Genomic DNA, 12,798 nt, shown 5'->3' on the forward strand with positions numbered 1-12,798 from the left:
GGGGTGACCGGGCCGTGCCCGTGACCTTGGCCGAAAACGTGCGCACGACCCCTTCCCTTCCGGCGTGACGTTCGTCACCGGATGCGGACCCCGCGCTTCCGCCTCCGGTGTCGGTCCGCCGTCGGATCACCGCCGATCACCCGTTCGGATGTCCGCTTTCGTGACCGTTCGTCACCTGTGCTCCGTCGTCCGCATATCGGATGCACTCTCCGGGGGCATCGCCCGCCGGCCTCTCCCTGTGCTTCTCTGGTCAGGCGCCCCGAGCGCCAACTACTAATGTCTGCGTTCGGCCCCCGACACCTCAGAATCACCGGGGGCCGGACGAGCCGGGACCGGCTCCGGACCAGAGCCGGCCCCCGCATGCGAAGACAAGGTGAGAACGTGCGTGTGAGGAATCGGGCCACCTGGGTGGCGCTACCGGCCAGTGCGGCGCTGACGGCGGCCCTGCTGAGTGGCTGCGGGGTGGGAGAGGGGGACTCCGCCGGACAGGGGCAGCAGATCGTCATGGGAATGACCGACGACGTGCTCGCCACGGACCCGGCCTCCGGGTACGACCCGGGTTCCTGGTTGGTCTTCAACAACGTCTTCCAGTCACTCCTCAGCTTCCCCAAGGGCGGGACCCAGCCCCAGCCCGAGGCCGCCGAGAAGTGCGAGTTCCAGGACAGCGAGAGCAGGGTCTTCTCCTGCACCCTCCAGGACGGCCTGACCTTCAGCAACGGCAACGACCTCACGTCCAAGGACGTCAAGCACTCCTTCGACCGCACCCTGAGGATCGACGACGCCGACGGACCGGCCGTCATGCTGCAGAGCATCGACCGGATCGAGACACCGGACGACCTGACCGTCGTCTTCCACCTCAACACCTCCGACGCGACGTTCCCCCAGAAGATCGCCTCGGGCGCCGGTTCGATCGTGGACCACCGCGAGTACCCCGCCGACGAGCTCCGCACGGACGGCGAGGCGGTCGGTTCCGGCGTGTACACGATGGAGAGCTTCGGTCCCAAGGAAGCGGTGTTCGCGCCCAACTCCGGCTACAAGGGCCCGGCCGAGGTACAGAACTCCGGCCTGACCATGAAGTTCTACGACGACCCGGGCACGCTCAAGGCGGCCGTCGAGGAGCGGCGCGTCGACATCGCCTACCGCCACCTCGCCACCGAGGACCTCGCCGAGCTGGAGGCGAGCGCCACCAGCGCGCAGACCGACATCCAGGTCGTGCAGGGCACCAGCACCGAGGTCCACCACCTCGTCTTCAACCACGACCACCCCGTCACCGGGAAGCTCGGCGTCCGGCAGGCCATCGCCTACCTCGTCGACCGGTCCACGCTCATCCGCGACGTGTACGCGCGCACCGCGGAACCGCTCTACTCGATCGTCCCGGCGGGCATCACCGGCCACAACACGGCCTTCTTCGACCGCTACGGCCAGCGCCCCCAGCCGGCCAAGGCCGAGGAGGCACTGGCGGCCGAGGGCATCACCGAGCCGGTCGAGCTCACCCTGTGGTCCACGCCCGTCCGCTACGGCGCGCAGACCGACGAGGAGCTGGCCGCCATCGCCGAACAGCTCAACGCCAGCGGCCTGTTCGAGGCGGAGGTGCGCAGCGTCGAGCTGGAGCAGTACGAGAAGGACATCGCCGACGGGAAGTACGGCGTCTACGTGAAGGGCTGGGTGCCCGACTACCCGGACGCCGACAACTTCACGGCACCGTTCTTCGGCGAGGACAACGTCCTCGGCAACAACTACGACTCCGGGGAGATCACCGGGGAGATCCTCCCGCGCGCCGCCGCCGAGTCCTCCCGCGCGGCGACCGTGGGCGACTTCGGAGCCCTCCAGGACCTCGTCGCCGAGGAGCTGCCCCTCCTGCCCATCTGGCAGGGCAAGCAGTACGCCGTCGCCCAGGACCGCATCTCCGGACTGGAGTGGACGCTGGACTCCTCCACCGTCTTCCGCTTCTGGGAGATCAGCAAGACGCCGGAGAGCTGAGCCGGAACGGCGTTGGGCCCAGTGTGCGCACCCTGGGCCCAACGCCGTCCCGTGCGCCGTTCACTGCGTGCCGGGACGTACCAGGCCGCTCTCGTAGGCGTAGACGGCCGCCTGCACCCGGTCGCGCAGCCGCAGCTTCGTCAGCACGTGGCCCACGTGCGTCTTGACCGTCGTCTCGCTGACGAACAGGTCGGCGGCGATCTCCGCGTTGGACAGGCCCTTGGCCACCAGCTTGAGCACCTCGACCTCACGCTCGGTCAGGCTGCCCAGCGCGTCCGGGACCGGCTCCTCGCCGGTGGGCAACTGACCGGCGTACTTGTCGAGCAGACGGCGCGTGATGCTCGGCGCGAGCATCGCCTCACCGGCCGCCACCACCCGGATCGCCTGCACCAGCTCCTGGGCCGGGGCGTCCTTGAGGAGGAAGCCGCTGGCGCCCGCGCGCAGGGCCTCCACGACGTACTCGTCCAGGTCGAACGTGGTCAGCACGAGCACCTTCGCCGGACCGTCCTTCGCGGGCCCGGTGATCTGCCGCGTCGCCTCGACCCCGTCCATGCGCGGCATCCGGATGTCCATCAGCACCACGTCCGGCTGCAGGGCCCGGACCTGCTCCAGCGCCTGCTGACCGTCACCGGCCTCCCCGACGACGGCGATGTCCTGCTCCGCCTCCAGGATCATCCGGAAGCCGGTGCGCAGCAGCGGCTGGTCATCGACGAGCAGAACGCGGACAGCCACAGGAACTCCTCCACAGGCCACGGACGACGGTCGCCGCCCATTGTCCCCCAGGGCGCGTCGCGCGGATCACTCCGGGGCCGCGCCCCCCGGCGCCTGCGGCGCGTCCGCACCGCCCGCCCCCGGCGCGGCCGTGCGCGCGTCGGCCGGGGACGCCGCACGGGGCTCCGGCAGCGGCAGCACCAGCGGGTACGGCGGGGGAGTGCCCCCGAACTCCGGACAGTGCGCCCGGTGGTCGCACCACCCGCACAGCCCGCTACGGCGCGGGCGCCAGTCCCCGGACTCGGTGGCCTGCTCGATGGCCTCCCACAGCGCCAGCAGCTTGCGCTCCAGACCCGCCAGGTCCGCCTCGTCGGGGTCGTAGGTGAGCACGTCACCGCTGCCGAGGTAGACGAGCTGGAGCCGCCGCGGCACGACCCCCTTCAGCCGCCACACCACCAGGGCGTAGAACTTCATCTGGAACAGGGCCTCGGCCTCGAACTCCGGGCGCGGTGCCTTCCCCGTCTTGTAGTCGACGATCCGCACCTCCCCGGTGGGCGCCACGTCCACCCGGTCGATGATGCCCCGCAGCCACAGCCCGGAGTCGAGCCGGACCTCCACGAACATCTCCCGCTCGGCCGGCTCCAGCCGGGTGGGGTCCTCCAGGGTGAACCACCGCTCCACCAAGGACTCGGCCTCCGCCAGCCACCGCGCCAACGCCTCGGTGTCCACGGTGCCCGCCGCCCTCCCGTCGGCGTCGGCCCCGTCCCGCGGCGCGTCCGCCGCCGCACCCTCCGGCGCGAAGAGCGCCGAGAGCTCGGGACGCCGCTCCAGCAGCCGCTCCCACTCGCCCGCCACCAGCCCCCGCGCCCGGGGCGCGGTGCGAGCGGCGGCGGGTGCGTCGAAGAGCCGCTCCAGCACCGCGTGCACGACCGTGCCCCGCACCGCGGCGGCGCTCGGCTTCTCCGGCAGTTTGTCGATCACCCGGAAGCGGTACAGCAAGGGGCACCGCATGAAGTCGGACGCCCGGGAGGGGGACAACGAGTGCGGCGGCACGGCTGGACGACGGCTGGCGGTTCCCATGGCGCAGACCCTACGGCCCCGCTCCGACATCCGGGCACATACCATCGACCCCAGCACCCCACCGCCCCGCACCATCGCGGGACCGGCGCACGGTGCGCGGACCGCAGCAGAGGGGAGCCAGTGGCAGACACGGGTGGCAACGGGGGCGGCAAGGCGCCGCGGCAGGAGCCGCGGCCGCCGCGGGGCGGCGACCAGGGCGGCCGGCCGCCCGGCAAACGTCCCCGGGAGCGCGGCGGCGGCATTTTGATGGGCCGCCCCTTCGGCGTGCCCGTGTACGTGGCGCCGAGCTGGTTCCTCGTCGCCGCGCTCATCACCTGGGTGTTCGGCGGACAGCTCGACCGCGTCCTGCCCGACCTCGGCACCGCGCGCTACGTCATCGCGCTGTTCTTCGCGGTCGCCTTCTACGCCTCGGTCCTCGTGCACGAACTGGCCCACACCGTCGCGGCGCTTCGCTTCCGGCTCCCCGTGCGCCGCATCCAGCTCCAGTTTTTCGGGGGCGTCTCGGAGATCGAGAAGGAGTCCGAGACACCGGGCCGGGAGTTCGTGCTGGCCTTCGTGGGCCCGCTGCTCTCGCTCGTGCTCGCCGGGGTGTTCTACGTGGCCCTGCTCGGCGTCGAGGCGCGCACGATCCCCGGCGTCCTGCTCGTCGGCCTCATGCTGTCCAACCTCATCGTGGCCGCCTTCAACCTCCTGCCCGGGCTGCCGCTGGACGGCGGGCGGATGCTGCGTGCCGTCATCTGGAAGCTCAGCGGGGACCCGATGACCGGCACCGTCGCCGCCGCCTGGACCGGCCGCGCCCTGGCCGTCGCCGTCCTCATCGGCCTGCCCCTGGCCACCCATGCCGGCGGGCTGGGGGAGCAGGAGGTCGGCGGCCTCGGGTCCGTCACCGACGCCCTCCTCGCGGCCATCCTCGCCGCGATCATCTGGACGGGCGCCGGGAACAGCCTCCGCATGGCACGGCTGCGCGCCCGGCTCCCGGAGCTCAGCGCCCGCGCCCTCACCCGCCGTGCCGTGCCCGTCAGCGCCGAGACGCCGCTGTCGGAGGGGCTGCGCCGGGCGAACGAGTCGGGCGCCCGCGCCCTGGTGGTCGTGGACGGCCAGGGCACCCCGACCGGCGTCGTCCGCGAGACGGGGATCGTCTCCGTACCGGACCACCGTCGCCCCTGGGTCGCCGCCGGCACGCTCGCCCAGGACCTCACCGACGACCTGCGCATCTCCGCCGAGCTCGCCGGGGAGGAGCTGCTCGACCACCTGCGCGCGGCCCCCGCCACGGAGTACCTCGTGGTCGAGGAGACCGGCGAGGTGTACGGCGTCCTGTCCACCGCCGACGTCGAGCGGGCGTTCGTCGCCGCGATGGGCAAGCAGCACGCGCACGGCTGACGGACGACGGCCGCCCGCCGGCTCCCCGGCCCTCGATTCGGACCGCCGCCTCCGCTCGACTAGGGTGGCACCCATGTCCGAACCGACCGGTGCCGCCCGCCGTCGCGGGCCCTTCCAGGTCGGGGACCAGGTCCAGCTCACCGACCCCAAGGGACGCCACTACACCATCACGCTCGAAGAGGGAAAGAGCTTCCACACCCACAAGGGTGCCTTTCCCCATGACGAGCTGATCGGTGCTCCCGAAGGCAGTGTCGTCCGAACCACTGGAAACGTCGCCTACCTGGCGCTGCGCCCCCTGCTCCCCGACTACGTCCTGTCCATGCCGCGCGGAGCGGCCGTCGTCTACCCCAAGGACGCCGGCCAGATCCTCTCCATGGCCGACATCTTCCCCGGCGCGCGCGTCGTCGAGGCGGGCGTCGGCTCCGGTTCGCTCAGCACCTTCCTGCTGCGGGCCATCGGCGACCAGGGCATGCTCCACTCCTACGAGCGGCGCGCCGACTTCGCCGACATCGCCCGGCAGAACGTCGAGCGGTACTTCGGCTCCGCGCACCCGGCCTGGCGCCTCACCGTCGGAGACCTCCAGGACCACCTGGACGACACCGACGTGGACCGCGTCATCCTGGACATGCTCGCCCCCTGGGAGTGCCTGGACGCCGTCTCCAAGGCCCTCGTGCCCGGCGGGCTGCTCTGCGCCTACGTGGCCACCACGACCCAGCTCGCCCGCACGGTCGAGGCGATCCGCGAGCACGGGACGTTCAACGAGCCCGCCGCCTGGGAGACCATGGTCCGCAACTGGCACATCGAGGGCCTCGCGGTGCGTCCCGACCACCGCATGATCGGCCACACCGGCTTCCTGCTCACCGCCCGGCGCCTCGCCGACGGGGTGGAGCCGCCGCTGCGCCGCCGTCGGCCCGCCAAGGGCGCCTACGGGGAGGACTACACCGGTCACGGTGCCGCGTCGGGGAGCGGCGGCCGCCCCTGAGGTCGGGTCCCGCCCCCGGCGGCGGCCCGACGTCCGACGTGAACGACCCGGAGCGCCCGGGAGACCCAGGTCTCCCGGGCGCTTGGGGTCTCCGGCGCCTGAGGGAACCCCGGCGCACACAGGCCCCCTCGGCGTTCCGCGCGCCTGTGACGTGTGGCACCATGCTGGCACCCCGTCAGCGCCACTCTTTTCACAGGAGTCACCCCGCGTGCAGCCCACGGCAGGCTCGGACCTCCCGCACACCCGCTCCCGCTCCCCGCACTGGCTGGTCACCGGCGCGGCCCTCGCGGCGCTTCTGGCCGCCGCCGCCTTCGTCCGGCCGGCGGACGCCGCCGACCCCGCCCCCGGCCCTCTGGGCGGCCCCGACCCGACGCAGGCGCGGTACCCCGTCGACTGCGGCCCGTGGGAGCTGAAGGTCACCGACCGCGCCGAGGCCGACTTCGACGCCGACGGGCAGGCCGAGACGGTCGCCGTCGTGCGGTGCGCCACCGGCGCGGGGACACCGCCCAGCGGCATGTTCGTCGTCGCGCACTCCGCCGACCCCGGCGGCGGGCCCCGCGTCGCCATGACGCTGGTGGAGCCGGCGGACCAGCACAGCGTCGACGGGCTGACGGTGCGCGGCGGCACGATAGTGGCCACGCTGCGCGGCTACTCCACCCCCGACGTGCCCCGCTGCTGCCCCGACCGTGAGCTCGACGTGCGGTGGCGGTGGCAGGACGGCGCCTTCACCCGGGACGTCGTCCAGGCGGCGGGCACCCCGGTGTGAGCGGGCACGGCGCGGCGGGCGGCCCGACGCGTCCGGGCCCGGCGGGTCAGTCCGCCTCCGGTCCGTAGACCTCGACGCCGTCCGTGGCCCGGCGGACGTGGATGCACTCGCCCGGACAGTCCTTCGCGGACTCCGCCACGTCCCGCAGGAGCGGGAGCGGGACCGGGACCGTCGCCCCGGCCTCGGTGCGCAGCTCGTCGTCCTCACCCTTGACGTAGGCCAGTCCGTCGATGTCCAGCTCGAAGACCTCGGGCGCGTACTGCGCGCAGATGCCGTCACCGGTGCACAGGTCCTGGTCGATCCAGACCTCCAGTGCGGTCTGCTCGCCGGTCGCTGTCTCGTTCTGCACGGTCATGTCCCCTGCCGTTTCCTGCGTGGCGTGATCTGACGGGTGCCCGCGTGGACGGGTGTTGACGCCTCCGACGATACCCGCGCGCGGCCGCCCCCGGGCCCCGGGGTCGGGGCCCGCCCCTCGCCCGCCGTGGCCGGTCCCCGTCCGTCACCGGCGGCCGGTTCCGGCCCCTCCCGGCGCTGCGCGAGCGAGCCGTCATGGGTGGGAACGGCACCGCCACCGCGGCCGTGGACCGATCCCCGGGGCCTGATCGGCACGGCTCGCGGGGGGAGTTGGAGGCGCTGGGAGGTGGCGCGTCATCGCAGGTCCGGGCGGGTGCGTCGATCCCGCGCCCGGGATCCCGTCACCGCCGGTGACCAGGCGATGTTTGACGGGTGGGTATCCCCTTGGCGTGAGGGAGCGCGCAAGGGTGAAGATCGGACACACCCCGACAGTCTTTGTGATCTAGGGGTTTCAACCACCACGGGCCCAGGTAGGGTCAGGAAGCGTCCAGCTCCCCCAAGAGGAGGTGAGGACCGTGGCAGCCCACGACGACGACATCAACCGCGGCCCCCGGCCCGGTCGGGGTTCCGAAGACCCCGACGGCCAGGTCGCATATCTCGAGCAGGAGATCGCCGTCCTGCGCCGCAAGCTCGCCGACTCTCCGCGGCACACTCGGATTCTCGAGGAGCGGATCGTCGAGCTGCAGACCAACCTCGCCGGTGTCTCCGCGCAGAACGAGCGGCTCGCCGGCACGCTCCGGGAAGCCCGTGACCAGATCGTCGCCCTGAAGGAGGAGGTCGACCGGCTCGCGCAGCCACCCGCCGGCTTCGGCGTGTTCCTTCAGGCCAACGAGGACGGTACGGCCGACATCTTCACCGGGGGGCGCAAGCTCCGGGTCAACGTCAGCCCCGGCATCGAGCTCGGGGACCTCCGCCGGGGGCAGGAGGTGATGCTCAACGAAGCGCTCAACGTGGTCGACGCCATGGAGTTCGAGCGCGCGGGGGACATCGTCACCCTCAAGGAGGTCCTGGAGGACCGCGAGCGTGCCCTGGTGGTCGGGCACACCGACGAGGAGCGGGTGGTGCGGCTCGCCGAGCCGCTGCTGCAGACGACGCTGCGCGCCGGTGACGCCCTCCTGCTGGAGCCCCGCTCCGGGTACGTCTACGAGGTCGTGCCCAAGAGCGAGGTCGAGGAGCTGGTCCTCGAAGAGGTTCCGGACATCGACTACACCAAGATCGGTGGCCTGGGCGGCCAGATCGAGCTGATCCGGGACGCCGTCGAGCTTCCCTACCTCCATCCGGACCTGTTCAAGGAGCACGAGCTGCGTCCGCCCAAGGGCGTGCTGCTCTACGGCCCGCCCGGCTGCGGCAAGACGCTCATCGCGAAGGCCGTCGCCAACTCCCTGGCGAAGAAGGTCGCCGAGGTCACCGGCAAGCCCGCCGGGAAGAGCTTCTTCCTCAACATCAAGGGCCCCGAGCTGCTCAACAAGTACGTCGGCGAGACCGAGCGGCACATCCGGCTCGTCTTCCAGCGGGCCCGGGAGAAGGCCAGCGAGGGCACGCCGGTCATCGTCTTCTTCGACGAGATGGACTCCCTCTTCCGCACCCGCGGCTCGGGTGTCAGCTCGGACGTGGAGAACACCATCGTCCCGCAGCTGCTCTCCGAGATCGACGGTGTGGAGGGGCTGGAGAACGTCATCGTGATCGGTGCCTCCAACCGCGAGGACATGATCGACCCGGCCATCCTGCGCCCCGGCCGTCTCGACGTGAAGATCAAGATCGAGCGTCCCGACGCCGAGGCCGCCAAGGACATCTTCTCCAAGTACCTCACGTCCACCCTGCCGATCCACACCGACGACCTCGCCGAGCACGCGGGCGACGCCAAGGCGGCGGTCGCCGGGATGATCCAGTCGGTCGTGGAGCAGATGTACGCGGAGTCCGAGGAGAACCGCTTCCTGGAGGTCACCTACGCCAACGGTGACAAGGAAGTGCTGTACTTCAAGGACTTCAACTCCGGTGCCATGATCCAGAACATCGTGGACCGGGCGAAGAAGATGGCCATCAAGGCCTTCCTCGACCACGACCAGAAGGGTCTGCGCGTCTCCCACCTGCTCGCCGCCTGTGTGGACGAGTTCAAGGAGAACGAGGACCTGCCGAACACCACCAACCCGGACGACTGGGCCCGCATCTCCGGCAAGAAGGGCGAGCGGATCGTCTTCATCCGCACGCTGGTCACCGGGAAGCAGGGCGCGGACACCGGGCGCTCCATCGACACGGTGGCGAACACCGGTCAGTACCTGTAGTGACGACACCGTCCGGCTGCGGCATCCCCCTGCGGGTTGCCGCAGCCGGACCTTTTCCGACTGACACCGTTCCCGCACCGGCCTCCACGAGGCGCGTCCCGCGGTTAGGCTCGGGCGTACCGGCGTACGACGCCGCCGCGTGCCGCACGGGGGCCGTCACGGGACGGCCGCGCGGGCGGGACGTGAGCGCCGGCCGGGCCGCGGCCGGCGTCGGGCAAGGAGGGCCGCATGACCGTACGGCGCGTGATGGGGATCGAGACCGAGTACGGCATCTCCGTGCCCGGGCATCCCAACGCCAATGCCATGCTCACCTCGTCCCAGGTCGTCAACGCCTACGCGGCGGCGATGCACCGGGCGCGCCGCGCCCGATGGGACTTCGAGGAGGAGAACCCGCTGCGTGACGCGCGCGGTTTCGACCTCGCCCGCGAGGCGGCCGACGCCAGCCAGCTCACCGACGAGGACATCGGCCTCGCGAACGTCATCCTCACCAACGGCGCGCGGCTCTACGTGGACCACGCGCACCCCGAGTACAGCGCTCCGGAGGTCACCAACCCCCGGGACGCCGTGCTGTGGGACAAGGCGGGGGAGCGCATCATGGCCGAGGCGGCCCAGCGGGCCGCCGAGGTGCCCGGGGCGCAGCCCATCCACCTGTACAAGAACAACACCGACAACAAGGGCGCCTCCTACGGCACGCACGAGAACTACCTGATGACGCGCGAGACGCCGTTCTCGGACATCGTGCGCCACCTGACGCCGTTCTTCGTCTCCCGGCAGGTGATCACCGGCGCGGGCCGGGTCGGCATCGGCCAGGACGGCGGGGAGCACGGCTTCCAGATCAGCCAGCGGGCGGACTACTTCGAGGTCGAGGTGGGGTTGGAGACGACGCTCAAGCGGCCGATCATCAACACCCGCGACGAGCCGCACGCGGACGCCGAGAAGTACCGCAGGCTGCACGTCATCATCGGGGACGCGAACCTCTCCGAGGTCTCCACGTACCTGAAGCTCGGTACCACCTCGCTGGTGCTCTCCATGATCGAGGACGGCTTCATCGCCGTCGACCTCGCCGTCGACCAGCCCGTGCGCACCCTGCACCAGGTCAGCCACGACCCGGACCTGCGGCAGTTGGTCACGCTCCGCAGCGGCCGGACGCTGACCGCCGTGCAGCTCCAGATGGAGTACTACGAGCTGGCCCGCAAGTACGTCGAGGAGCGCTGGGGCGCGGACGCCGACGAGCAGACGACCGACGTCCTCAGCCGCTGGGAGGACACCCTCACCCGGCTGGAGCGCGACCCCATGAGCCTGGCCGGGGAGCTGGACTGGGTGGCCAAGCGGGAGATCCTGGAGGGCTACCGCCGCCGTGACGGCCTGGACTGGGACGCGGCCCGGCTGCACCTGGTCGACCTCCAGTACGCGGACGTGCGGCCGGACAAGGGGCTGTACAACCGGCTGGCCGCACGGGGGAAGATGGCCCGCATCCTCGACGAGGACGCCGTCGAGCGCGCCGAGCGCACGCCCCCGGACGACACGCGCGCCTACTTCCGCGGACGCTGTCTGGAGCAGTACGCCGACGACGTGGCGGCCGCTTCCTGGGACTCGGTGATCTTCGATCTCCCCGGGCGCGACTCGCTCCAGCGGGTGCCCACGCTGGAGCCCCTGCGCGGCACGCGTGAGCACGTGAAATCACTGCTCGACCGCTGCCGCACGGCGGAGGACCTCGTGCGGGCCTTGTCCGGACGGTGATCCCTCCGAACCGGTAAACCACCGGATTCGCGGGAATGATCGGGGTGGCCACCGTGCGTTGTAGCAATCGAGGAGCCGAAGTCAGTCCCTGCTTGTAGGGTCTGATCTTGAACGTCGAAGCGGAGCGGGGTGAGGTACATGGCGACCAAGGACACCGGCGGCGGACAGCAGAAGGCCACGCGTACGACGGAGGAGACCGACGAGCAGGCGCAGGACGCCCAGGTCTCGGAGGACCTCAAGGAGCGCCAGGAGGCGCTGTCGGACGACGTGGACTCCGTGCTGGACGAGATCGACGACGTCCTCGAGGAGAACGCGGAGGACTTCGTGCGGAGCTTCGTCCAGAAGGGCGGCGAGTAGGGCGGTCCGTCGGCACGCCGGACGTGCCGGCCGGTCCCCGTCCCGACGGCGGCGCGCGGCCGGGAGCCACCGGCGCGGGCTGCCCCGTCGGCGTGCCGCCCGGCCGACGGCCGGGCGGGTCGGCTGCAGGGCTGCCGGGGTGCCGGTGTCTCCGCCGTCCGCCCGTCGCGGATCTGCTTCCGGAGTGTGGGTCAAAGATCACGCGCCGGGTAAGGTCCCAGCAGTGCCGCCTCTCAACGGCGAAGCGGCACGCGGCACTTTCACAGACGCATCCCGGCGCGCCGCGTCGGGCGATCGCCTACCTGGAAGGAAACGCGTGGAAGCCAACACTCGTAGCACCGGGCGTCTGCCGGCTGCCTTCCTGACGCCCGGCTCGTCCTCCTTCATGGACTTCCTGGCCGAGCACGCGCCGGAGCAGCTGCCGGGGAGCCGTCCGCTGCCGTCGGTGCAGGGAGCCGTGGAGGCCCCGCACGGGACCACGATCGTCGCGGCGACGTACCCCGGCGGCGTGGTCCTCGCCGGTGACCGCCGGGCCACGATGGGGAACATGATCGCGCAGCGCGACATCGAGAAGGTGTTCCCCGCCGACGAGTACTCGGCCGTCGGCATCGCCGGCACGGCGGGCCTGGCCGTCGAGATGGTCAAACTCTTCCAGCTGGAGCTCGAGCACTTCGAGAAGGTCGAGGGCGCGCAGCTCTCGCTGGAGGGCAAGGCCAACCGGCTGTCCACGATGATCCGCGGCAACCTGGGCATGGCCATGCAGGGCCTGGCCGTGGTGCCGCTGTTCGCGGGGTACGACCCGGACCGCTCCCGGGGGCGCATCTTCTCCTACGACGTCACCGGCGGGCGCTCGGAGGAGCCCGGCTTCGCGGCGGTGGGCTCCGGATCGGTGTTCGCACGGGGCTCGCTGAAGAAGCTGCACCGCGCGGAGCTGTCACAGGAGCAGGCGGCGACGGTCGTCGTCCAGGCGCTGTACGACGCCGCCGACGACGACTCGGCGACCGGCGGCCCGGACCTGGTGCGGCGGATCTACCCGGTCGTCGCGGTCATCAACGACGAGGGGTACCGGCGGCTCACCGAGGCGGAGGTCTCCGAGATCGCCCGCTCCGTCCACGAAGGCCGTCTGCAGTACCCCGACGGGCCGCAGGCCCCGGTTCTCTAAGCCC

At 71.6% G+C, this 12,798-nt stretch carries 11 protein-coding genes; 8 read left to right on the plus strand and 3 right to left on the minus strand.

What is annotated here, in order from left to right:
* The first annotated feature begins 387 nt into the window (after positions 1 to 387).
* Complete coding sequence (locus tag V6D49_RS24060; RefSeq protein WP_445330661.1) at positions 388 to 1,980, plus strand: ABC transporter substrate-binding protein; 1,593 nt, start codon at positions 388 to 390, stop codon at positions 1,978 to 1,980.
* A gap of 60 nt (positions 1,981 to 2,040) precedes the next feature.
* Here the strand turns inward: V6D49_RS24060 and V6D49_RS24065 are convergent, their stop codons facing one another.
* Entirely contained in the window at positions 2,041 to 2,712 is a 672-nt protein-coding gene (locus V6D49_RS24065; protein ID WP_340562874.1) for a response regulator transcription factor, read from the minus strand.
* 66 nt (positions 2,713 to 2,778) lie between these two features.
* Entirely contained in the window at positions 2,779 to 3,801 is a 1,023-nt protein-coding gene (locus V6D49_RS24070) for a RecB family exonuclease (protein WP_445330594.1), read from the minus strand.
* Between the two features lie 90 nt (positions 3,802 to 3,891).
* On the opposite strand from V6D49_RS24070, the gene V6D49_RS24075 reads away from it, so the two are divergent.
* From V6D49_RS24075 to V6D49_RS24085, 3 genes are all read left to right on the plus strand, one after another.
* The gene (locus V6D49_RS24075; protein ID WP_340562878.1) at positions 3,892 to 5,151 is read left to right on the plus strand and encodes a site-2 protease family protein; all 1,260 of its coding nucleotides are present in this window, start codon (positions 3,892 to 3,894) and stop codon (positions 5,149 to 5,151) included.
* A gap of 73 nt (positions 5,152 to 5,224) precedes the next feature.
* A complete protein-coding gene (locus tag V6D49_RS24080; RefSeq protein ID WP_340562880.1) occupies positions 5,225 to 6,133 on the plus strand; it encodes a tRNA (adenine-N1)-methyltransferase in 909 nt (302 codons plus the stop codon).
* 208 nt (positions 6,134 to 6,341) lie between these two features.
* Complete coding sequence (locus V6D49_RS24085) at positions 6,342 to 6,899, plus strand: hypothetical protein (RefSeq protein WP_340562883.1); 558 nt, start codon at positions 6,342 to 6,344, stop codon at positions 6,897 to 6,899.
* Positions 6,900 to 6,945: 46 nt separating this feature from the next.
* Here the strand turns inward: V6D49_RS24085 and V6D49_RS24090 are convergent, their stop codons facing one another.
* Positions 6,946 to 7,254, minus strand: coding sequence for a ferredoxin (locus V6D49_RS24090; protein ID WP_191208868.1), 309 nt, complete (start codon positions 7,252 to 7,254; stop codon positions 6,946 to 6,948).
* A gap of 514 nt (positions 7,255 to 7,768) precedes the next feature.
* On the opposite strand from V6D49_RS24090, the gene arc reads away from it, so the two are divergent.
* From arc to prcB, 4 genes are all read left to right on the plus strand, one after another.
* A complete protein-coding gene (gene arc / locus V6D49_RS24095; protein ID WP_340562886.1) occupies positions 7,769 to 9,535 on the plus strand; it encodes a proteasome ATPase in 1,767 nt (588 codons plus the stop codon).
* Positions 9,536 to 9,763: 228 nt separating this feature from the next.
* The gene (gene dop / locus V6D49_RS24100) at positions 9,764 to 11,275 is read left to right on the plus strand and encodes a depupylase/deamidase Dop (protein WP_340562888.1); all 1,512 of its coding nucleotides are present in this window, start codon (positions 9,764 to 9,766) and stop codon (positions 11,273 to 11,275) included.
* A 138-nt stretch (positions 11,276 to 11,413) separates the two neighbouring features.
* A complete protein-coding gene (locus tag V6D49_RS24105) occupies positions 11,414 to 11,632 on the plus strand; it encodes a ubiquitin-like protein Pup (protein WP_191208871.1) in 219 nt (72 codons plus the stop codon).
* A 316-nt stretch (positions 11,633 to 11,948) separates the two neighbouring features.
* Positions 11,949 to 12,794, plus strand: coding sequence for a proteasome subunit beta (gene prcB / locus V6D49_RS24115; protein ID WP_445330595.1), 846 nt, complete (start codon positions 11,949 to 11,951; stop codon positions 12,792 to 12,794).
* Positions 12,795 to 12,798 lie beyond the last annotated feature (4 nt).

It is taken from the genome of Streptomyces sp. GSL17-111, assembly GCF_037911585.1.
In the GTDB taxonomy this organism is placed as follows: Bacteria; Actinomycetota; Actinomycetes; order Streptomycetales; family Streptomycetaceae; genus Streptomyces.

Excerpts from the sequence above, each read along its gene's own strand:
- V6D49_RS24070 (WP_445330594.1), bottom strand. The coding sequence starts at position 3,801 with ATGTCGGAGCGGGGCCGTAGGGTCTGCGCCATGGGAACCGCCAGCCGT.
- V6D49_RS24080 (WP_340562880.1), top strand. The coding sequence starts at position 5,225 with ATGTCCGAACCGACCGGTGCCGCCCGCCGTCGCGGGCCCTTCCAGGTC.
- V6D49_RS24090 (WP_191208868.1), bottom strand. The coding sequence starts at position 7,254 with ATGACCGTGCAGAACGAGACAGCGACCGGCGAGCAGACCGCACTGGAG.
- dop (WP_340562888.1), top strand. The coding sequence starts at position 9,764 with ATGACCGTACGGCGCGTGATGGGGATCGAGACCGAGTACGGCATCTCC.
- V6D49_RS24105 (WP_191208871.1), top strand. The coding sequence starts at position 11,414 with ATGGCGACCAAGGACACCGGCGGCGGACAGCAGAAGGCCACGCGTACG.